The organism is Castellaniella sp. (assembly GCF_036379515.1).
GTDB lineage: Bacteria > Pseudomonadota > Gammaproteobacteria > Burkholderiales > Burkholderiaceae_B > Castellaniella.
This window is the reverse complement of the sequence record NZ_DASVGN010000031.1, coordinates 105,717-125,749: the sequence shown is the minus strand read 5'-3', so window position 1 is coordinate 125,749 and position 20,033 is coordinate 105,717. Positions and strand designations below refer to the sequence as shown.

The 20,033-nt window shown below is 59.4% G+C and carries 18 protein-coding genes; 9 read left to right on the top strand and 9 right to left on the bottom strand.

Features of this window, described 5'->3' with window-relative positions:
* Position 1 precedes the first annotated feature (1 nt).
* From VF285_RS10730 to icd, 3 genes are all read right to left on the bottom strand, one after another.
* Positions 2-529 (bottom strand): TRAP transporter small permease, encoded by a 528-nt coding sequence (locus tag VF285_RS10730; protein WP_346952612.1) that lies wholly within the window; start codon positions 527-529, stop codon positions 2-4.
* A gap of 65 nt (positions 530-594) precedes the next feature.
* A complete protein-coding gene (locus VF285_RS10725; protein ID WP_346952611.1) occupies positions 595-1,608 on the bottom strand; it encodes a TRAP transporter substrate-binding protein in 1,014 nt (337 codons plus the stop codon).
* A 261-nt stretch (positions 1,609-1,869) separates the two neighbouring features.
* Positions 1,870-3,126, bottom strand: a complete 1,257-nt coding sequence (gene icd, locus VF285_RS10720; RefSeq protein WP_346952610.1) for an NADP-dependent isocitrate dehydrogenase — start codon at positions 3,124-3,126, stop codon at positions 1,870-1,872.
* Between the two features lie 202 nt (positions 3,127-3,328).
* Here icd and VF285_RS10715 point away from each other — a divergent pair, with 202 nt between their 5' ends.
* Complete coding sequence (locus tag VF285_RS10715) at positions 3,329-3,757, top strand: DUF1841 family protein (RefSeq protein ID WP_346952708.1); 429 nt, start codon at positions 3,329-3,331, stop codon at positions 3,755-3,757.
* A 72-nt stretch (positions 3,758-3,829) separates the two neighbouring features.
* Here the strand turns inward: VF285_RS10715 and VF285_RS10710 are convergent, their stop codons facing one another.
* From VF285_RS10710 to VF285_RS10685, 6 genes are all read right to left on the bottom strand, one after another.
* On the bottom strand, positions 3,830-4,201 hold the full coding sequence (locus VF285_RS10710) for a c-type cytochrome (RefSeq protein WP_346952609.1): 372 nt from the start codon (positions 4,199-4,201) through the stop codon (positions 3,830-3,832).
* A gap of 12 nt (positions 4,202-4,213) precedes the next feature.
* Positions 4,214-4,570, bottom strand: coding sequence for a cytochrome c (locus VF285_RS10705; protein WP_346952608.1), 357 nt, complete (start codon positions 4,568-4,570; stop codon positions 4,214-4,216).
* A 211-nt stretch (positions 4,571-4,781) separates the two neighbouring features.
* Positions 4,782-5,498 carry an SDR family oxidoreductase gene (locus VF285_RS10700; protein WP_346952607.1) on the bottom strand — a complete coding sequence of 239 codons (717 nt, stop codon included), beginning with the start codon at positions 5,496-5,498 and terminating at the stop codon, positions 4,782-4,784.
* Between the two features lie 59 nt (positions 5,499-5,557).
* Entirely contained in the window at positions 5,558-8,080 is a 2,523-nt protein-coding gene (locus VF285_RS10695) for a branched-chain amino acid ABC transporter ATP-binding protein/permease (RefSeq protein ID WP_346952606.1), read from the bottom strand.
* Between the two features lie 11 nt (positions 8,081-8,091).
* The gene (locus VF285_RS10690) at positions 8,092-8,967 is read right to left on the bottom strand and encodes a branched-chain amino acid ABC transporter permease (RefSeq protein WP_346952605.1); all 876 of its coding nucleotides are present in this window, start codon (positions 8,965-8,967) and stop codon (positions 8,092-8,094) included.
* A gap of 84 nt (positions 8,968-9,051) precedes the next feature.
* On the bottom strand, positions 9,052-10,317 hold the full coding sequence (locus VF285_RS10685) for an ABC transporter substrate-binding protein (protein WP_346952604.1): 1,266 nt from the start codon (positions 10,315-10,317) through the stop codon (positions 9,052-9,054).
* Between the two features lie 206 nt (positions 10,318-10,523).
* Here VF285_RS10685 and VF285_RS10680 point away from each other — a divergent pair, with 206 nt between their 5' ends.
* From VF285_RS10680 to VF285_RS10645, 8 genes are all read left to right on the top strand, one after another.
* The gene (locus VF285_RS10680) at positions 10,524-11,462 is read left to right on the top strand and encodes a LysR substrate-binding domain-containing protein (RefSeq protein ID WP_346952603.1); all 939 of its coding nucleotides are present in this window, start codon (positions 10,524-10,526) and stop codon (positions 11,460-11,462) included.
* Between the two features lie 125 nt (positions 11,463-11,587).
* Entirely contained in the window at positions 11,588-13,060 is a 1,473-nt protein-coding gene (locus VF285_RS10675; protein ID WP_346952602.1) for an aldehyde dehydrogenase family protein, read from the top strand.
* Positions 13,057-14,844 (top strand): thiamine pyrophosphate-binding protein, encoded by a 1,788-nt coding sequence (locus VF285_RS10670; RefSeq protein ID WP_346952601.1) that lies wholly within the window; start codon positions 13,057-13,059, stop codon positions 14,842-14,844. The genes VF285_RS10675 and VF285_RS10670 overlap by 4 nt, the downstream gene beginning before the upstream one ends.
* Before the next feature lies 1 nt (position 14,845).
* Positions 14,846-16,339 carry an FAD-dependent oxidoreductase gene (locus VF285_RS10665; RefSeq protein WP_346952600.1) on the top strand — a complete coding sequence of 498 codons (1,494 nt, stop codon included), beginning with the start codon at positions 14,846-14,848 and terminating at the stop codon, positions 16,337-16,339.
* A gap of 10 nt (positions 16,340-16,349) precedes the next feature.
* On the top strand, positions 16,350-17,180 hold the full coding sequence (locus tag VF285_RS10660; RefSeq protein WP_346952599.1) for a sugar phosphate isomerase/epimerase family protein: 831 nt from the start codon (positions 16,350-16,352) through the stop codon (positions 17,178-17,180).
* A gap of 103 nt (positions 17,181-17,283) precedes the next feature.
* A complete protein-coding gene (locus VF285_RS10655; RefSeq protein ID WP_346952598.1) occupies positions 17,284-17,679 on the top strand; it encodes a cupin domain-containing protein in 396 nt (131 codons plus the stop codon).
* A 12-nt stretch (positions 17,680-17,691) separates the two neighbouring features.
* Entirely contained in the window at positions 17,692-18,666 is a 975-nt protein-coding gene (locus VF285_RS10650; RefSeq protein ID WP_346952597.1) for an NAD(P)-dependent oxidoreductase, read from the top strand.
* A gap of 120 nt (positions 18,667-18,786) precedes the next feature.
* On the top strand, positions 18,787-19,983 hold the full coding sequence (locus VF285_RS10645; RefSeq protein ID WP_346952596.1) for an amino acid ABC transporter substrate-binding protein: 1,197 nt from the start codon (positions 18,787-18,789) through the stop codon (positions 19,981-19,983).
* Positions 19,984-20,033 lie beyond the last annotated feature (50 nt).

The following is a 20,033-nucleotide window of genomic DNA, read 5'->3' as shown; positions in this document are numbered from 1 at the left end:
GTCAGGCCCGCCCCGCAACCAGCCCACGAACGAAGTGGTGAATTTCGAAAGCCAGCCACAGGATCGTGCCAACGGGCAAGGCGAGGTGAGGAATCCAGACAGGCCAGCTCATGACGTCCAGCGTCGTCTCATGTGTCTGCACACTGTTGAGGAACTGCTCGAATCCGGAAATGGTGAACACGACCAGAAAGGCCGAGATAATGACGAAGCGCAGCACGAGCATCAGGCCAGCGCACCGCGGGAGCATGTTTTCAAGAGCAACACCCGAGGTGACATGCTCGCCGCGCAACGCGGTGAAAGAAGCTCCCACGAAAGCCACCCAGATGAGCGAAAACAGATCGACATCGTAAGTCCAGGAATTATCGATGTGCACGGTGCGCATGACGATACCCAGAATGATCGACAGCGACATGACGACCATGAGAAATGCGGACACATAGCCCACCACTTTACCCAAGCGCTGGCCGCATCTCTGCACAACCTGCGCGCAGCGCTGCGACCTCGCCGCCGAAGTCTGATCATCAACCAAGCGAATCCTCCTGTACGCACCCGGGCAGGCGTACTCGCACCCACCCGGGCTTGTCCCCCAACCGATTATTTTTTAAGTGCAGCGTCCACGTCGCTCAATATCTGCTGGCCGGGCGCACCCACCTCGGCAATGTAGTCCTTACGAGCCTGGACGCCTGCAGTGTCCTTCCACTGTTGCAGCTCGGCGTCCGTCGGACGATAGACCTCGTTGCCATGCTTCTTTGACAGTGCGATGTCGTCGTTGAATTCTTTCTCGATATCGGCAACCGCCTGAGACTCCGTGCCCACGGCAGCCTTGGCGATGATGTCACGCTGTGCCTGGGTCAGGCCTTTCCACCATTTTGCGTTGACCTGGATGGGGTAGACCAGCGGCACGTAATGGATGGCCGTAATGTAATGGCCGACTTCATACCATTTGCGCGACACGATGCTGGACAGACCCGACACGGCACCATCCAGGCTACCGCTTTGCAGGGACGTGTAGACCTCGCTCGAATCCACGGCAACCGGCGTGGCTCCCTGGGCCGCCAGAAATTTGGCTGATAATTTGCCCTCGGAGCGCATCTTCAGGCCCTTCAAATCAGTCGGAGTCTTGATCGCCCTCTTGGTGTTGACGTAGCTTTCGGCATAGCCGTAGAAGCCCCAACCAATGACTTCGACGTTGTGCTTGTTCAGAAGAGTATTCACGTCCTGACCGAGCTTGCCATGCAATGCGTTCAGCAAGGCCCCGGCATCATCCGCCAGGAACGGAACAGTATCCCATTCTAGTGCTGGCTCGTATTTGGACCACCAGTGCATGCCGAAAATAGCTGCATTGACGGTGTTATTGCTCAGGCCTTGGGCGATATTGGATTCTTTCAGCAAAGACCCGGAAGGATAAGTTTCGACCTTGATTTTGCCATGGCTCAACTTCGTGACGGCATCGGCGAAGGCTTGCCCCTGATCAGCGGTCGCAGTGTGCGGCGGCATATACCATGCAATGCGCACGGTGAGGTCGGCTGCCCGAGCAGCCGTCATCCCCACCAGGCAAAAAACGCTGACGCCAGAGGCGGCGAGCAGCTTGCGGAGTTGACTATTCATTTCATTCCTTGTCAGAAATTGGTACCGACGCACGCCACCAGAAAATAGTATCGCGTACAGGAATATCCAGACGTAAAAGACACTTATACTCCCCCGAGCCGTTTTCAGTTTACGCCGCGAAATCGGCTGGTCGCAACAGGTTTCACTAGCGGAGCAGGCCGGAGATACCCTATATTCAGTCAAGCCCGCAGGCAGAAAAAAGCCTCACTCTCCTGCGAGAGCGAGGCTCTTTCAGACCTCGAAGGATCAGGCTGGCAACACTCACATGTTGTCGATCATCACCTGACCAAAACCGGAGCACGACACCTGCGTCGCACCTGCCATCAGACGGGCAAAGTCGTACGTGACCTTCTTGGACAAAATGGACTTTTCCATGCTGCTGATGATGAGGTCAGCCGCTTCGGTCCAGCCCATATGGCGCAACATCATCTCCGCAGACAGAATCTCTGAACCCGGATTGACATAATCCTTGCCCGCGTACTTGGGCGCCGTACCGTGAGTGGCTTCGAACATGGCGACAGAATCCGACAGATTGGCTCCCGGAGCAATACCGATGCCACCCACCTGGGCTGCCAACGCGTCAGACACGTAGTCGCCGTTCAGGTTGAGCGTCGCGATCACGTCGTATTCAGCCGGGCGCAGCAGGATCTGCTGCAGGAAGGCGTCGGCGATCACGTCCTTGACGGTAATGTCACGACCCGTCTTGGGATTCTTGAACTTGCACCACGGACCGCCATCGATCATCTGTGCACCGAATTCGCGCTGCGCAAGGGCATAGCCCCAATCGCGGAAGCTGCCTTCGGTGTACTTCATGATGTTGCCCTTGTGCACCAAAGTGACCGTTGGACGATCATTGTCGATGGCGTACTGGATGGCCTTGCGCACCAGACGCTCGGTGCCTTCGCGAGACACCGGCTTGATGCCGATGCCAGACGTCGCCGGGAAGCGGATCTTTTTGACCCCCATCTTGTCCTGCAGGAACTCGATGATCTGACGGGCCTTGTCGGATTCGGCTTCGAATTCGATACCGGCATAGATGTCTTCGGAATTTTCGCGGAAGATGACCATATCGGTCTTCTCCGGTTCGCGCACCGGCGAAGGAACACCCTTGAAATAGCGCACCGGGCGCAGGCAGACATACAGATCGAGTTCCTGGCGCAGCGCCACGTTCAGTGATCGAATGCCGCCGCCCACCGGCGTGGTCAGCGGACCCTTGATGGCAATGACGTATTCACGCACGGCTTCCAGGGTTTCTTCAGGCAACCAGACATCAGGGCCATAGATCTTCGTGGATTTTTCGCCCGCGTAGAGTTCCATCCAATGAATCTTGCGTTTGCCGCCATAGGCCTTGGCCACCGCAGCGTCCACGACCTTCAGCATCACCGGGGTGATGTCCTGGCCCGTACCGTCACCCTCGATATAGGGGATGATGGGTTCGTCAGGGATGTTGAGGGAGAAATTGGCGTTGACGGTGATCTTTTGCCCGCCGGCCGGGATCTTGATGTGCTGATAAGACATGGATGCTCCAGTGACTCCGGAATGATTGGTATGAGAAAAAGGGGTCGAGTCTTATATAAGAGTTTAACGTAAAGTCTGCCACTCACCGCAAGTCAGTGCTCCTTCAGTAGATCTCGATCACAAAAAAACTTGGACAGACCGATAAAATGGAACACTGGCTCGCCCTACGACCTGCTTCCGAAACCCTCGACGCACCATGGCCATTTTCACCCCATCCAAAGAACAAGTTCGCGACTTTTTCACTCAGGCGTGGCGCAAGCGCCGCGAAGGTGGCGTGCTCACCCCACTCGAAACCATGGCTGCCGACCTGGTTGCGCAGCACCCGGAATACCATGAAGACCTGGAATCTCCTGATGCGGCCACGCGAGACTACCCCGTAGAAGGCGGGCGCACCAACCCATTCTTGCACTTGTCGATGCACCTGGCCATTCAGGAGCAACTGTCCATCGACCACCCTCCCGGCATCCGAGCTGCCTGGCAGCAATTGCTGCGCAGCCACACTGAGCACGAAGCCGCCCACGTGATCATGGAAGCGCTGGGCGAGGTCGTCTGGGAGGCCCAACGGTTGGGCAAGTCTTTCGACAACGACCACTATCTGAGCCTGATTCGCCGACACGCGACCCATGACTGAAAACAGCGGCTCACGCCGCTGCTTTTTTCTGCAAGACACCTGGCCTGCCCGATAGGCCAGGATGCAACACGCCTATTTGAATTCGGCCGGATGCACAGACAACGGCGAAGGCAAGGTAGACAGCCACGCCGTGATGTTTTCGATGTCGACCGCCGAGAGCTGCATGGCCATGCCGCCCATGATGGCGTTCTTGCGTACATTGGCAGAGGCTGGCTCGCCTTTCTGACCACGCTGATAGGCTACCAGCGCGTGAGCAAGGTAGTCTTGGTGCTGGCCCGCCAAAATGGGATATGTGGGCAGAATGGGCGACTTGGCATCTGCCCCGTGGCACGACGAACAGTTGAATTTTTGGAAGTCAGCCTTGCCTGCCGCAAGGTCGGCAGCCTGAGCAGCACCCGCAATCATCAGGCCACACCCCAGCACGGCAATACAGAACTTACGCATGGTGTCTCCTGATTATTTGAGAGTGGAATAGTAGGCTGCGACATCGGCCATATCTTGCGGAGACAAAGACCGCGCAATAGCCCCCATGGTCGGGAAGGTTCGCGCACCATCCGCGTATTCTTTGAGTGCCGCGACGATGTAGGGGGCATTTTGCCCCACGATCATGGGAACGTGATAGAGCTCGGGATACGCAGTCTTGTAGCCCTGTATCTGGTGGCACCCAATGCACATGGACACCTTCTGAGCACCCGCCTGAGCGTCTCCCTTGATGGCTGGGGGGTCAGCGGCAAACGCAGACCCGGCAAACAAACAGGACGCCGCAACCAGTACGGAACCCACCCCACGATCAAATAATTGTCGCGACTTCATATGGCCTCTAGTCTCCAGAATTCGTTCTTACTTAAATATCGGGCACCGGCCACCCTCCTGCCAGCCGATGAGGCTTCCCGATTGTACGATAATTGTCCTTGCCCTCAGTAAGCTGACCGCAAGCCTAACTCATCGCCGGCCCAAAGGGGAATCGTGATCTCCCCTAGTGTCGCAAGCCCGACACGTCTGGAATGTCGGTGAACGGCAGTGGTTACACCAGCCCCCCGTTGGGCTGCACGATCTGCCCATGCACCCAGGACGCCCGGCTCGACGCCAGGAAGCTCACTACCGCTGCAATCTCGGCAGGCTCACCCACCCGATTGAAGGGGCTCAGTGCAGCCGATCGCTTCAAGGCCTCAGGCCCCTTGCCTGCACGAAACAGGTCCGTATCCACCGGCCCGGGCGCCACGGCATTGACGCGAACGTTGCGCGGTGCAAGCTCTCTGGAAAGCGAGCGCACCAGACACTCGACCGCGGCCTTGCTCGCGCTGTAGGGTCCGATGCCAGGTACGGCACAACGCACCAGAGAAGTGGTCAGCGCGATGATCGTGCCACCGTCCCTCACATTGCGGGCCGCCTCGCGCAACACGTTGAACGCGCCAACGATATTCACCTCGACCAGCCGCCGGAAATCGTCTGTACTGCATTGCGCCAATGGGCTGGGCGGCACATTGATACCCGAGTTGGCCACGATGCAATCAGGAGCCTCGCCAAAGTCTTTCTTCACGGCTTCGAAAGCGGCCGCGACCTGCTCCGGGCTTTGCACGTCTGCCGCGTAGGCCATGCAGCGCTGCTGCCCGGATAAATCGGGGGCGTGGCCCGGCTTTGTGACATAGGTATACGCCACATCAAAACCATCCTGCACAAGTGCCTGCACACAGGCCGCACCTATACCCCGAGAACCACCAAATACAAGAGCCGTGCTCATGGAAAACCTCCACCGGAAAAAAGATCAACTAAAACCAAAGGGCCGCTCGAGAACACCGCTTAAAGCCACAGTATCTGCTTGCGATAATCCAAATCCGTCAGCAATGCCTCGGCAGGTCCTTCGTGGAACACGGAGCCGCGTTCGAGTCCGTAGACGCGATCGGCCAAAGCGAGCACCAGGTCCAGGTTGTGTTCCACAATGACGATGGACAGGTGCTGGCGCAGCTGGTCGAAAACCGTGAACAGTTCCTGAACCACAGCGGGTGCCAGGCCTTCAAAAGGCTCATCAAGGAGCAACAGCCGGACGTTGCCCGAAAGTGCTCGGGCCACGGCCACCATCTGCTGCTCTCCCCCAGAAAGGTAGTCGGCCTCGACATCCATCCGCTCGCGAATGCGGGGGAAATATTCGAAGATTCGTGCTTCGTCCCACACGACCCCTGTTCGGCCGTCGGTGGGACGGGCTTGTCTTCCCAACGCAAGATTCTCGGCCACGGTCATCCCTGCAAAGAGCCCACGGCCTTGCGGCACATACCCGATCCCCATGCGGGCAATATCAGGGGCAGCCATATCCGCGATGTTTTGGCCGGAAAATTCGATGGCACCAGACGCTGCGCGCACCAGACCCACCATGGTCTTGAGCAGCGTGGATTTGCCAGCGCCATTGCGTCCCAGAAGGGCCACGATTTCACCTTCGCGAACATCGAGAGAGGCCTTCTGCAGGATATGGCTCTTCCCGTAATACGCATCGACCTGGTCAAAATGCAGCAGTGTGGGCCGCTCAGCGGCGGCTCCCACCGAGCGCCCCGTGACGGCCGGCGTCCCCGTACCGGTATAAATTTCCTGAACCTGCCGATCCTGCCGAATCGTCTCAGGATCTCCGGTGAGGAGGACTTCTCCTTGATTCATGACGGTCACCTGATGCGAGATCGCCAGCACCCGGTCGATATCATGCTCAACGAGCAGGACAGGAATATTGCTCGCTATCGTCTGAATCAAGCGCGATACCCGTTCACGCTCCGCCGCAGCCAGACCGGCCAGCGGCTCATCCAGCAGCAACAGGCGCGGCTTGACGCCCAGCGCGATCCCCAGGTCCACCAGACGCTGCCCCCCATAGGACAGCTGGTCACCCCGAACCTGTTCCATCCCCTCCAGCCCCAGAAACCGCATGAGCTCCTTCGTTTCGGCGTGAACACGAGCGTAATCATCGCTGTCCCGCCACAGGTTGAAGCGGCCTGGACTGCACGATTGGAGCGACAAGCGCAGGTTTTCGTAGATGGTGAGTCCTTTGAACAGATTGGTGATCTGAAAGGACCGAGTCAGGCCCAACCGACAGATGGTCTGCGCGGGCTCGTGCTGAATCTCGCGGCCGTGTAATAGCACGTGCCCAGAAGTGGGTGCGAACATGCCCGAGATCAGATTGAAGGTCGAGGTCTTGCCGGCCCCATTCGGTCCGATCAGCGCGTGGATTTCGCCCGAGCGAACTGTCAGGCTCACGTCATGCACCGCATGGATGCCGCCAAAGCGTACGTTCAGATCGCGCACCTGGAGAACGTCTCCCGCGTGCGCGGCCGGATGCAGGAATGCGGGCAAGGGCAAGCCTTCGTATATTTTGCGCTTGCTCATGGCGGCACTGTCGGTGGGCAATGGCCGGATCATGTCGCGCAGCTTGGCCCAGATGCCGGTCAACCCCGTCGGCGAAAACAGCACGAAGGCCATGAAAATCAGGCCGAACCACAAGAGCCAGTTGTTGGTGTAGATGGAGAACAGTTCCCGGAACAGCTGATAGGACAATGCACCAAGGGCCGGCCCCAACAGGCTATGCATGCCGCCAATCACCACCATGGCCAGCAGCTCGCCTGAAAACTCGACTGTCGTCGATTCAGCTGCCGCAATATGGTGCAGAAAAACCAGCAGTGAGCCAGCCAACGCCGTGATGCAGGCCGACAGCACGAAGACAATGAGCTTGTAGTACTCGGTGGTATAGCCTTGAAAAGTCGCGCGTTGCTGATTTTCGCGGATCGCCACCAGCACGTGCCCAAAGGGTGAGCGCACGACTCGCAGCATCAGATACAGCACCAGCGTCGCCACGATCGCAGTGAACACGTAATAGGTCAGGTAACCATCGAGTGCAAAAGGCCCGATGGCGCCGCGTCTGAGGCCTCCCAGCCCTCCCTCCCCGCCTGTCACGCTTGTCCAGCGAAAGGCCACGGAAAACGTCAGGGCACAGAGCGCGAGAGTCAGCAGCGCGAAATAGACACCCCGCCGGCGCAGAATGAGATACCCCACCACGGCCGACAGGACCGCCGTAAAGAGGATGGCGCACACAATGGGCAAGAGGATCTGATCCGGAAACCAGTAAATCTGGGCCAGTGCAGCGGCGTAGCCACCAATGCCGAACCATGCACTATGACCAAAAGACACGAGTCCCGTGTACCCGACCAGGAGATTCAACGCCATGGCGGCCATCGCCAGAATCACCACCAGCGTGGCGCTGTCGAGCGTCAACCCCAGAACCTGAAAGGCGACGGGCAGCACGATCAGGCCCATGATGCCGACCCAGAGCGGTCCATAATTGCGGATCATGTTCGGGCCCCTCATTCGAAACGCTCGATGCGCTTGCCCAGCAGGCCGCGCGGCCTGAACATCAACACCAGGAACATCAACACATACATGGACGCCTCACCGGCTGCCGAATCAAAATAAATGGTGACGCCGCGAACCACTCCCACCAGTATCCCCGCCAGCACCACACCCCAGAAACTGCCCAGGCCACCGATGATGACCACCACGAAGGCAATCGTCATGATGTCGGTTCCCATCGCCGGCTCAACTACCGCAATAGGAGCGAACAGAACGCCGGCCAAGGCGGCGGTGGCCACACCCAGCATGACGATCCCGGTCAGGTAGGGCTGGAGGCGGATTCCGAGCACCGCTACCATGTCCGGCTTCTGGACGCCGGCACGTATCACACGGCCAAACGGAGTCTTGTTCAGCAGCAACCAGATCCCTGCCATCAACACCAGCACCACCAGCAAAATAAAGATCTGATACTTGGAAAACAGGAAACTGCCCAAAATCACCGCCCCTTTGAACGAGGCCGGCATGCTCAGGAACAAGGGTGCAGACCCCCAGATCATGCGAATTGCCTGCTCTACCACCATGGCCAGAGAGAATGTGACCAACAACCCCAGAATGGGGTCTGCGGTGTAGAAACGTCGCAGCAGGAATCGTTCGAACAGAATCCCCAGGAGGCCCACAAGTACCGGAGTGATGATGATGCTGCCACCAAACCCCACGTACTTCATGAGCTCGAACGAGACATAGGCCCCAATGGCGTAGAAAGCACCATGGGCCAGGTTGACCACCCCGCCCACGCTGAAGATCAGCGAAAGTCCCAGGGCGACCAGAATGTAGTATCCGCTCAGGACCAGGCCGTTGACGACCTGCTCAAGCAAGAAGAGAAGCTGCATGATTGACCGTGAAATAAAGAAGCAGAGGCACGGATCACGCCTGCGAGGGCGATCAGGCTCGTCTCGCAGGCGTGTGCGGAAACATCACATATGGCAGGTGTTCTCGGCCTTGGTCGGGTAGAGCACTTCAAGCGGCTGATCGGGCGCTGGCACCGCATTGCCCAGCTTGAGGAAATCGTGCGGCCCCTTGACCTGATCCGGGGGTAGCACCGAATAGGTATAGGCTTCCTGGATGAGCTGGTGATCCCAGGATCGGTAATACGCCTCGCGCGCCTTCAGAATATCGAACTTTGCGCCAGATTCCAGATAGGCCACGAGTTTGTCGGTCTGGGTCGATTTTGTCTCTGTGATGGCCTTGGCCAAAATCTTGAGCGAGATATATTCCACCCAGGCATGGTTCTCGGGCTGCGTGTGATACTTGGCCTCGAAGGCCTTCACGAACGCGTGCGAGTCCGGCGTATTCAGCTTGTATTGCCACACTGTCGGCCAGATCCCCGTCAGGTTGCCAGGGCCCGCTGCCCAGGCATCCGCCACGTTGAGGTTGAACCCGGCCAGCGGGATCGTCAAACCGTAGCTGGAATACTGCTTGATGAAATTGGTCACCTGGTTTCCAGCCAGGTTGCAGGCAATCACGTCCGGGTTGGCTTGCCGGATCTTGAGCAGATAGGGGCTGAAATCCGTCACGTCCGTTGCCACCAAGGCGTCGCCGACCATAGTGCCACCGTGCGCTGCAACGAACTTATTGACAGCCTTGGAAAGGTCGTGCCCGAACAGGTAATCGGCCGTCAGCCCGAAGAGCTTTTTACCCTTGATCAACCCGGCACGGTCGAGCGCAAGTCCGGCCGAATTGGCCAAGACCGTAACCGGGATGTCCGAGTGGAACGTGTAGCGATTGCAGTCCTTGCCCCGCAGCGTGTCGGATCGCGCCCCCGTGTTCACATACAGTGTCTTGTTGCGCGCAGCCACCTGAGAGATGGCCAGCGCCGAGGCCGAACTGATTTCGCCCAGGAGCACCACTGCCTTGTCGCGCTCGATCAGGCGCTGCGCCTTGGTCGACGCGACCTGAGGATTGACGGAGTCTTCCGAGATCACCTCGATTTTTCGCCCTAGCAGCCCTCCTGCGGCGTTGATCTGTTCTGCCTGCAGTTGCACCCCTTTGACGGCGTACCCGCCCAGAGCGCCCAAAAACCCCGTGAGCGGCGTCAAATGACCAATCTTGAGGGTGTCGGCGCTGGCGCTCCATGCCCACGGGCTGAATCCCAATGCGGTGCTGCCGATCAATGCCGCTCCAGATTTCAGCACCGCTCGGCGCGACACTGTCGCACCCGTAATCTGCTTGCTGTTTTTCATGGTTTGTCTCCGATGAATGAAATGTGCAGGATGCTGCCGTTCTGCAGGGAACTACTTCTTATATGAAAGAATGCCTTGATGATAGGGGTTTCTTTCTTTCCTGATGAAATACTGTTTTTCAAGGTAGGGCATAGGCAAATCTTATGGGCTGACCACCCCGCGCCTGGATGGCCCATAATGAATTCAATAGCCACGCGGAGACAGTCATGAATCTGAAGCAGCTCCAATACTTCGTCCAGACGATCGAAAGCGGAAGCATGACCAAGGCTTCTCTGCAGTTGTTCATCGCACAGCCCGCATTGAGCCAGCAGCTCACCAAACTCGAGGACGAAGTCGGAAAGCCGCTGCTGGTGCGTTCGGCCCGCGGGGTTACGCCCACCGATAACGGTCTGGCTCTCTATCACCACGCCAAATTCATGCTGAGGCAGCTCGACCAGGCCCTGTCCATTGCTCGGCAGGAGACCATGGAAACCTACGGCATGGTCACTGTGGGGCTCGCTGCCACAACCGTCTCCGCCCTGGGCCTGCCACTGGTACGACGCATCCGGGAGCGCTATCCGCGCATCTTGCTCAATGTCGTAGAAGGGATGAGCGGCCATCTGGGACAGATGATGCGCATGGGGCAGCTCGACATCGCCATCCTCTTCAAAGCCAACGTGGCACCCGATCTGACCGCCGTACCCGTCCTCGAAGAAGAGTTGTTCGTGCTGCTTCCAAAGGCCAGCCCGCTGGTACCAGCAGACCAGACTTCACTGACGCTGGCCGAAGCTGCCGATCTACCGCTGATCCTGCCCACGAGCAAACACGGCTTGCGCCAGCGCATCGAAAGCGAACTCGAAGCCCGCAGCATCACCTCGCACGTGGTCGCCGAGATCGATTCGCTATCTCTGCTGATGAGTTGCGTCTATGGCGGCATGGGGGCCACCATCAAGCCCATTTCAGCACTCGTGCTTGAGGGAGAACGAGGCAAAGAGTGGCGCGCCCTGTCCATTTCAGACGCTCGAATCAACCGCCGCAACTACCTCTACACCATCTCACACGAGATGCTTTCGCCCGCCACCGCACTGATTGCTTCCGAAATCAAGAACACCATTCGCTGGCTGGCCAAGACGCGGCAGTGGCCCACCATCAAGCTTCTATACTGAAGAATCCCCGCTCCCGGACACGTCCCTCTGTTTCACTTATACCCTTCCTCAAAAAACAGTATTTTCCTTTCACGGCCCGCCTCCTTATCCTGTCCTTATCCACTCATCGAACAAGGCGGACGTCAATGGAAGCACAGGTCGCTCAACATCTGAAAGCAGGCCGCAGCCTGCTCATCTCGGGCGAATGGACACAAGGATCGGCACCCAGCTTTACGGTGCTGAACAAGTTCAGCCAGCAGCCGATCGTGGATGTCAGCACGCCATCGGCGGAACAGGTCCACACCGCCGTGCAGGCGGCGAAACAGGCCTTTCTGGCCAATCGCACCTTGAGTCCGCACGATCGCGGCCAACTTTTGGACGCGACCGCCACCATCCTGGCCGAACGCACCGAGCGCCTTCAAAAGATCATCTGCGCCGAGGCCGGCTTCACCCTGAGCGACGCCGCCGGAGAAATCCGGCGCACCATTCAGACGCTCAGGCTCTCCGCCGAAGAGGCGAGACGCTTTTCGGGCACTCTCATCCCGGTTGACGGCGCTCCTGGTCAGGCGGGCAGAATGTGCTGGACCTTCCGTGCCCCTCTGGGAGTCGTGGCGGCCATCACGCCTTTCAACGCCCCCCTGAATACCGTCGTGCACAAAGTGGCGCCAGCACTGGCAGCCGGCAACGCCATCGTGCTCAAGCCCTCACCTCATACACCACTCATCGCCTGCGAGCTTGCCAGCGCACTCCTCGAAGCGGGAGTGCCCAAGGGGCTGGTAACGGTCCTGCACGGCGGAGCCGAAGTCGTCAATGCACTGCTTGACGAACCAGAGGTGCAGTTCTACGCATTCACTGGCAGCACCGAGGCTGGACGCGCCATCCAGAAAAGAGCCGGTTTACGGCGTACGCAGATGGAACTGGGGTCGATTGCATTCGGCATCGTGTGCGAAGACGCAGATCTGGATTTTGCCATTCCGAAAATCGTCAACGCGGCTTATCGCAAAGCAGGCCAGGTATGTACCTCCATCCAGATCCTGCTGGTGCATGAAAAGATCTTTTCCGCGGTAGAAAGCCGGCTCGTGCCCATCGTAAAAAATATGACGGCTGGGGACCCAAGCAACCCTGCCACGCAGGTTGGCCCCGTCATCAGCAGGCAATCTGCGGAGCGTGTCGCCAACTGGATTGAACAGGCGCAACGTAACGGCACCACCTGCCTCGCAGGGGGTGGCCGTGACGGCAGCGTGATCGCACCTACCCTCCTGAAAAACGTTTCCGCCGATACGCCCCTGGGATGCCAGGAAGTGTTCGGGCCGGTCATGTCGCTCGCCTCCTTTGCCACCAACGACGAAGCAATCGCACGCGTCAATTCCACACCCTTCGGTCTGGCCACCGGAGTTTTCACCAATCGGCTGGACGATGCTTTTCACTTCATCCATGAGATCCAGGCTGGCGGCATCCACATCAACGAGACCCCCAGCTCCCGCGTGGACATGATGCCCTACGGGGGTTCCAAGGCCAGCGGCTTCGGACGCGAAGGACCTTACTACGCCATGCGCGAAATGAGCGAAGAGCGCGTCGCCACTTTCATCCCCAACACTCGTCCAGGAAAACGATCATGACCAAGCGAAAAGGTGGAGAAGTCATCGTCGACTATCTCATCAAGCAAAAAGTGCCCTACGTTTTCGGTATCTGTGGGCACGGCAATGTCGGCATCCTTGACGCGCTGTACGAACGCAAAGACGAGATCCAGCTCGTGTCACCACGGCACGAACAATGTGCAGGCCACATGGCAGACGGGTACTTTCGGGTGCGCCACGAGCCGGTCGCCACCCTGACCTCCACCGGCCCAGGCACGGCAAATCTGGTGATGTCCTTGGTGACGGCGCTGTCCGACTCCTCGGCATTCCTCGCAATCACGGCAAATGTGCCGACTTCTCAGGCCAACCGTGCGCCGTTCCAGGAACTCTACGCCCACAACCAAGCCGATTTCGCACAGGTGTTGCGCCCGGTCGTGAAACGCAGTTTCCAGCCCTCTCGGGTCGACATGCTGCCGCTGGCACTGCGTCAGTCTTTCAACACCATGCTCACCGGCCGCCCGGGCCCGGTGAACATGGACATCCCCTACAACGTCTTCCAAGAAGAAGATGATGTCGAAACGCCCACGGCCGCTCCCACCTTCGGGTCACATCGCCCAGCTGCAAGCATGACAGACCTTGCGACTGCTCTGAAATTGCTGACTGAATCCCGGCGCCCGGCTTTCTTCATCGGCCAGGGCACCACACTCTCGGGCGCCGGGCCGGTGCTGACCGAACTGCAGGCCCGACTGGGCATCCCCGTCATCACCTCACCCAATGGCATGGGATGCGTGCCAGCTGGCGACCCGCTCACACTGGGTTTCATCGGACGCAATGGCCGATATCCCGCCAACCAGGCGGGCCGGCACGCCGATCTGATCATCTGCGTTGGCACGCGCTTCGACGATCGATCTTCGTCCACCTGGAAGCCCGGCTACTCCTGGAACTTCCCTCACACCAAGCTCATCCAGGTCGATCTGGACCCTGCCGAAATGGGCCGTAACTACCCCCCTACCCTCGGTCTGATTGCCGATGCCCGAACCTTCTGTGAACAGCTTCTGGGCGCGCTTACCGCATCGGGTGCACCAGATCGCGAGCAATTCGCGACGTGGCGCGAAGAAATTGCGACCTGGCAAGCCGAGTGGAACCACTTCATCGCCCCCAACTTCAACGCCATCACCACGCCGATTCGCCCGGAATACGTAGTGGGTACTCTGCGCAAAGCGTTGCCGGACGACGTGATCCTGACCCTGGATTCCGGCGTGCACCACAATTGGTTCATGCAGTTCTGGGAACCGCGCAGGCCAGCCAGCATGCTCAACAGCTGGGGCTACTCGTCGATGGGATTCGGGGTCTGCAGCGTGCTCGGAGCGCAGCTTGCCGCACCAGACCGGCCGTGCGTCGCCGTCGTAGGCGACGGCGGGTTCATGATGGCCCCGCACGTGGTGGCCACCGCCGTTGAATACCAGCTCCCGTGCATCTGGATCGTCTGGAACAACTTTGCCTGGGGTGCAATCCGCGATCTGCAATACGGCCTGTTCAAGGGCCGCGAGCTCGGCACCGCATTCTACAAAGGCAAACAGGGGCCCGGTGGGCAGCGCTACAACCCGGATTTCGCAGTCTGGGCACGTGCTTGCGGCGCGGACGGCGTCACCGTCACGCGCAGCGAGGATCTGGCACCCGCCGTCGAACAGGCGATCCGCAACCGGCGGCCCTGCGTGATCGACGTACACGTGGATGGAGAAGTTCGTCCGCCATCAACAGGAACCTGGCAGCTGCCGCCGATCCCCTATCCCGAACCAGCCTTCGGCAAACCCTGGACGGCCTGACATGGCTGACGATCCCAAAGACGCAGTCTTCGACGTACTCGTCATCGGCGGCGGTGGCTCGGGGCTCGCCGCCGCCATCGAAGCGCGTGAAGCAGGTGCCTCGGTGACGCTCCTGGAGAAGAATCCGCGTCTGGGTGGATCCACCGCGTGGTCAATCGGCTCCATCTCGGCAACCCAGACTCCACACCAGCGAGCCCAGGGCATTGAGGACAACCCTCAGCAGCACTGGGAAGACATGCCCAAATTCGCGGGCGGCATGGACAGACCCGATAACGACGCACTGCGCAAGATCCTGTGCGACGAAGTGCCCGCCGCTTTCCAGTGGCTGCTGGATTCAGGTGTCCGATTCATGGGCCCCATGCCGGAGCCACCACACCGGCTGCCGCGCATGCACAACGTGCTACCCAATTCGCGCTCCTACATCTATCACCTTGAAAAGCGTGCACGGCGGGACGGAGTGGACATCCGCTGCAACACCCGCGTCATCGAACTCGTGACCGAAAAGGGGCGCGTCATCGGTGCTCGCGTCGAACGCGATGGCCAGACCCAGCTCTTTCGCGGCATCAATGGTGTGATTCTGGCCGCCGGTGACTTCACGAACAGCCCCGAGCTGAAAGCACGCTTCATGGGCCCGCGGGAAGCCAAGGTCGAGGCCATCAACATGACGGCGACCGGTGATGGCCAGAAAATGGCCGAGGCCTTGGGTGCTACGGTACTCAACGGCGACCTGGCGCTCGGCCCCGAACTCCGATTCATCCCACCTCAGAAAGAAACCCTGGTCCGCCGCTTGCCACCGTGGCGGGCATTGGCCGTCTTTATGCAATGGTCCATGGGCCATCTGCCGCCGGCGATCCTGCGGCCATTTCTCATGCAGTTTCTGACAACTGCGCTCGCGCCCTCGCTATCGCTTTTCGAGGCCGGAGCCGTCCTCGTCAACCAAAATGGTCAGGCCGTACACGACGAACCCAAGAAACTGGCTTACGCCCTGGCTGACGAACTCGGCAATCGTGGCTGGATCATCTTCGGGCAAGAGATTGCGCAGCGGTTCTCAGCCTGGCCAGATTTCATCTCAACCGCGCCAGGAGTGGCCTATGCCTACCTGGCGGACTATGCTCGCAATCGAAAGGACATCTACGCCCGCGCAGACTCCATCAAGGCACTAGCATCGCACCTGAAAATGCGGGAGCCCCTGTTGCAGGAGGCGCTAGGGCACCAGGCCATGACAGGTCCGTACATCGCGCTGGGTCCGGTGCGCTCGGTCTTCGTACACAACGAGGGTGGTCTGAAGGTCGACACCTCGCACCGCGTCCTGGATGCACACGAGCAGCCGATCGACGGACTGTACGCTGTGGGGTCCACCGGCCAAGGGGGGCTGCTGCTCAAGGGGCACGGCCATCACATTGCCTGGGCCTTCGTCTCGGGCCGCCGCGCCGGAAAACTGGTGGCAGCCGCGCGACCCGGTACGAGACGGGCATCAAACCCGCCCCAAGAGTGAGGCAGCACTCATGTCCACCATGCAATCCGCCAGCGTCAACACTTACGGCTACATCTGGAGCCATTCACTCCGAGCGTGTCTGGAACAGCTCGTACCTCATGGGTACCGTCAGTTCGAAGGCGTCATCAACCCGCCCCACCTGGACGTGGAAGCGTCCGAGAGCGAACGACGAGAACTGAAGGCCTACATGCGAGGAGAAGGGCTGTCCTTCACGTCGCTGAACCTGCCCAGCCTGGACACCAATCTCGCCAGCCCCTTCGCCTATACCCGCGAATACACCATCGCGCTCTTCCAGAAGGCTCTGATCCTTGCAGCGGACCTGGGCGCACCCCGGCTGGTCACGGTACCTGGGCGGGTGAATCCGCTACTGCCATGCCCCCCCACCAGATCCCACGCCATACTGCGTGACACGATCGGCGCCCTGATCCCGCTCGCTCGCAACCTTGGCGTAAAGCTGGCCATCGAAAACGTGCCTTTCGCCGCGCTGCCGCACTGCCGGGACATCCGGGAGTTTCTGGACGAAATGAATGACGGCACCTTATGTGCCTGCTACGACGTGGCCAACGCGCACTTCGCCGGAGAATCTCCATCCACCGGTATCGCAGAACTGAACACCAGAATTGAACTGGTGCACTGCTCAGACACAACTCGCAGCGGGTGGCGCCATGACCCAATCGGCAGGGGGAACGTGCCCTTCGAGCTGCTGAAGGACGCCCTGCAGGCACACGGCTACTGCGGACCCATCCTGATGGAAATCATCGCACCCGACATTCTCCCCGCCATCCTGTCCAGCCATGCAGCGCTGGCCCGCATTGGCCTCACCGAGCCGGGTGCGAAATAGCCCCAACGAACTGACGCTCGCCACCGCCTCAAAGCCGACGGCGCCAGGTCGATATCCGCACATGGTTTTTTGTAATCACACCTGATGCAACAAGGAGACCCACATGGCCACATCTCACAACCGCAAGTCAGCCACCTCCCACAAACCCGCGAAGGTCAGGAATCTTGCAGAACTATTCTGGACCGAATACCCCGGACATCACCATCAGGCACTTTCCAAGGCCATCGTCACACCGGAGCTGAGCGGCAGCAAATTCTTCGATCACCGGATTTCCTGTTATGAGCCAGGAGCTTTCGTGGAAAGCCACGTCCACAAGGTTCAGGAACAGATCTATCACTTCCTGAGTGGCGAGGGCGTGCTGATCACCGATGGTGAAAAGCACGTCGTGCACGCCAACGACGTCGCCTTCATCCCGCCAGGGGTGGTACATGAACTGCATTGCACGGGCACGGAAACACTGGTGTTTCTGGTGATCACAACCCCGCCTACGGACGACTGACGAGATTTCACCATGGCAAAAAAAATTCTCGTGACAGGTGCAAGCGGCTGGCTAGGATTCGCCATCGTCAAGGCACTGCTGGCTCGTGGGGATGCGGTGATTGGACTCGATCTCGGGTTCTCTGCGGTGGCCGCCGAGCTGGCGCGGCAAAACTCCTCGCTGACCCTGGTCGTCGCCGATCTCGGCGAATGGAGTCAGGTCGTAGATGCATTCCGCACCTACGAACCGCAAGCCGTCATTCACACGGCGGCCATCGTAGGCGTTGCGCCAGCCGCCAACCTCCCGATCAAGACCCTGCGAGTCAACACAGAAGGCACCATCAACATCCTGGAAGCCATGCGGCTGCACGGCGTCAAGCGACTGATCTACATCAGCACGGAAGAGACCTACGGCGACTTCACCAGTGACATCATCACGGAAGATCACCCACAGAAACCCAACAGTATCTACGGACTCACCAAGCTCGCCGCCGAGCACTATGGCCGCATCTATGCCGACCGCTATGGGCTGGAATGCGTCAACATCCGGACGTGCTGGGTCTACGGCCCCGATCTTCCCAGGGCCCGCGTCCCGAAGATCTTCATCGACGCCGCCCTTGACGGGATGCCCTGTCATCTGCCTGAGGGCGGTGACCTGGCCGTCGATCAGGTGTACATCGACGACACCGTGACCGGGGCACTGCTCGCGCTGGACAAGGCCAACCACCGTTTCGACGCCTACCACATCGCCACAGGCCAGGCCCCTACGATCGCTGACGCCGCGCGCATCGTGAGCGAGCTGGTTCCAGGGGCGGATCTGTATGCAGCAGCTGGCTGGTACCGACATGGTGGACAGTTCCGGACCGCCAGGAAAGGTGCACTCGACATTTCCAGGGCCGGCCGCGAACTCGGCTACGCACCCCAATACGACTTGCGGGCAGGGCTTGAGAAAACTCTGCGCGCAACCCAGGCCGAACGTGCGTCCCGTTCGGCCAACACCCACCCATGAGCAGCAGCCGCATCTCACATTCGGGAGGATCTCTTCAGCCGTATCAAACAACTCGCAACTCTCCACGAAGCTGGTCCTGAGCAGGTCCAGCTTCCACTCTCCTGCAATCACGGAGGCACCATGTTCACCAATCACGACGTTCCACCCAGTAGTCACCCTTTCAGGCTCATCGCAGGGGCAATGCTCTTGGCCGTCGCAGGCGCAGGCAGTACCTACGCGGCACAGCCCGACATCAAGGTTGGACTCTCCATTACCCAGACGGGCCCCTACTCACCACCGGCCATTTTCGAACTCCGGGGCTATCAACTCGCCATTGACGAGATCAACCAGAAGGGCGGCCTCTTGGGGCGCAAGCTGGACCTGATCAAATATGATGACCAGGGCAACCCCTCTACCGCCGTACAGCTCTACCAAAAGCTGCTGACGGACGACAAGGTGGATCTGCTGGTGAGCCCCTACCAGACGGACCTGACGGCCGCCGTGGCCCCCATCGTCAATCGCGCCAAGAAAGTCATGCCATCTCTGGCGGCCAATGTGGAGAACTACTCTGGCAAGTACCCCTACCTGATTCAGGCCATCACGCAGACGCCACAATATATGACGCCCGCGCTCGATCTGGCGGCCTCCAAAGGCTACAAGACGGTCGCACTGCTCATCCAGAACACGCAGTTTCCAATACAGCTCGCAGGCGGGATCGAGGCTGAGGTCAAGAAGCTCGGCATGAAGATCGTCTTCAAGGAATCCTACGATCCGAGCACGACCGATTTCAGTGCTCTGGTTCTGAAGGCTGGCAACACACACCCTGACGTGATCGTGGGCGCCACGTATCTGGCAGACGCCGAAGGTATCGTACGGGCTGCAAAATCGCAGAACGTGAGCGCCAAGATGTTCGCCTTCAGCATCGGGCCCGTGGAGCCTGAGTTCTACAAGTCGCTCGGGTCCGCAGCCAACGGGATTTTCGGTACCACGCTCTACTTTCCTTCCCTGCACACCAAGGGCAACGTTGAATTCGTCAAGTCGTTCAAGGATAAATTCAACGTTGAACCGGACTACCATGCAGCGGTGGCCTATGCCAGCATGAAACTGCTCGGCCAGGCAGTGACGGAAGTGGGCAGCCTGGATCAGACCAAGATCCGTGACGCCATGCTCAAACTGTCCGAAGACACCGTTGTCGGGCACTTCAAGCTGAGCCCCACGGGACTGCAGACGGGCTACCGGAGCTACGTCCTGCAATGGCAGAACGGCAAGCAGGTACTGGTCTGGCCCAAAGAGGACGCCGAAGCAGCGCCAATTCTTCCACACGGCGGCTGGAAGTAAGCCTCAAGCCAGAGTCGGGGCAAAGGCCATCGAAAGCCTGGCCCTGACCT

Bases quoted from the DNA above. Each gene is read 5' to 3' on its own strand.
- VF285_RS10725 (WP_346952611.1), bottom strand. From the start codon at position 1,608: ATGAATAGTCAACTCCGCAAGCTGCTCGCCGCCTCTGGCGTCAGCGTT.
- icd (WP_346952610.1), bottom strand. From the start codon at position 3,126: ATGTCTTATCAGCACATCAAGATCCCGGCCGGCGGGCAAAAGATCACC.
- VF285_RS10710 (WP_346952609.1), bottom strand. From the start codon at position 4,201: ATGCGTAAGTTCTGTATTGCCGTGCTGGGGTGTGGCCTGATGATTGCG.
- VF285_RS10705 (WP_346952608.1), bottom strand. From the start codon at position 4,570: ATGAAGTCGCGACAATTATTTGATCGTGGGGTGGGTTCCGTACTGGTT.
- VF285_RS10700 (WP_346952607.1), bottom strand. From the start codon at position 5,498: ATGAGCACGGCTCTTGTATTTGGTGGTTCTCGGGGTATAGGTGCGGCC.
- VF285_RS10695 (WP_346952606.1), bottom strand. From the start codon at position 8,080: ATGATCCGCAATTATGGACCGCTCTGGGTCGGCATCATGGGCCTGATC.
- VF285_RS10690 (WP_346952605.1), bottom strand. From the start codon at position 8,967: ATGCAGCTTCTCTTCTTGCTTGAGCAGGTCGTCAACGGCCTGGTCCTG.
- VF285_RS10685 (WP_346952604.1), bottom strand. From the start codon at position 10,317: ATGAAAAACAGCAAGCAGATTACGGGTGCGACAGTGTCGCGCCGAGCG.
- VF285_RS10680 (WP_346952603.1), top strand. From the start codon at position 10,524: ATGAATCTGAAGCAGCTCCAATACTTCGTCCAGACGATCGAAAGCGGA.
- VF285_RS10675 (WP_346952602.1), top strand. From the start codon at position 11,588: ATGGAAGCACAGGTCGCTCAACATCTGAAAGCAGGCCGCAGCCTGCTC.
- VF285_RS10670 (WP_346952601.1), top strand. From the start codon at position 13,057: ATGACCAAGCGAAAAGGTGGAGAAGTCATCGTCGACTATCTCATCAAG.
- VF285_RS10665 (WP_346952600.1), top strand. From the start codon at position 14,846: ATGGCTGACGATCCCAAAGACGCAGTCTTCGACGTACTCGTCATCGGC.
- VF285_RS10660 (WP_346952599.1), top strand. From the start codon at position 16,350: ATGTCCACCATGCAATCCGCCAGCGTCAACACTTACGGCTACATCTGG.
- VF285_RS10655 (WP_346952598.1), top strand. From the start codon at position 17,284: ATGGCCACATCTCACAACCGCAAGTCAGCCACCTCCCACAAACCCGCG.
- VF285_RS10650 (WP_346952597.1), top strand. From the start codon at position 17,692: ATGGCAAAAAAAATTCTCGTGACAGGTGCAAGCGGCTGGCTAGGATTC.
- VF285_RS10645 (WP_346952596.1), top strand. From the start codon at position 18,787: ATGTTCACCAATCACGACGTTCCACCCAGTAGTCACCCTTTCAGGCTC.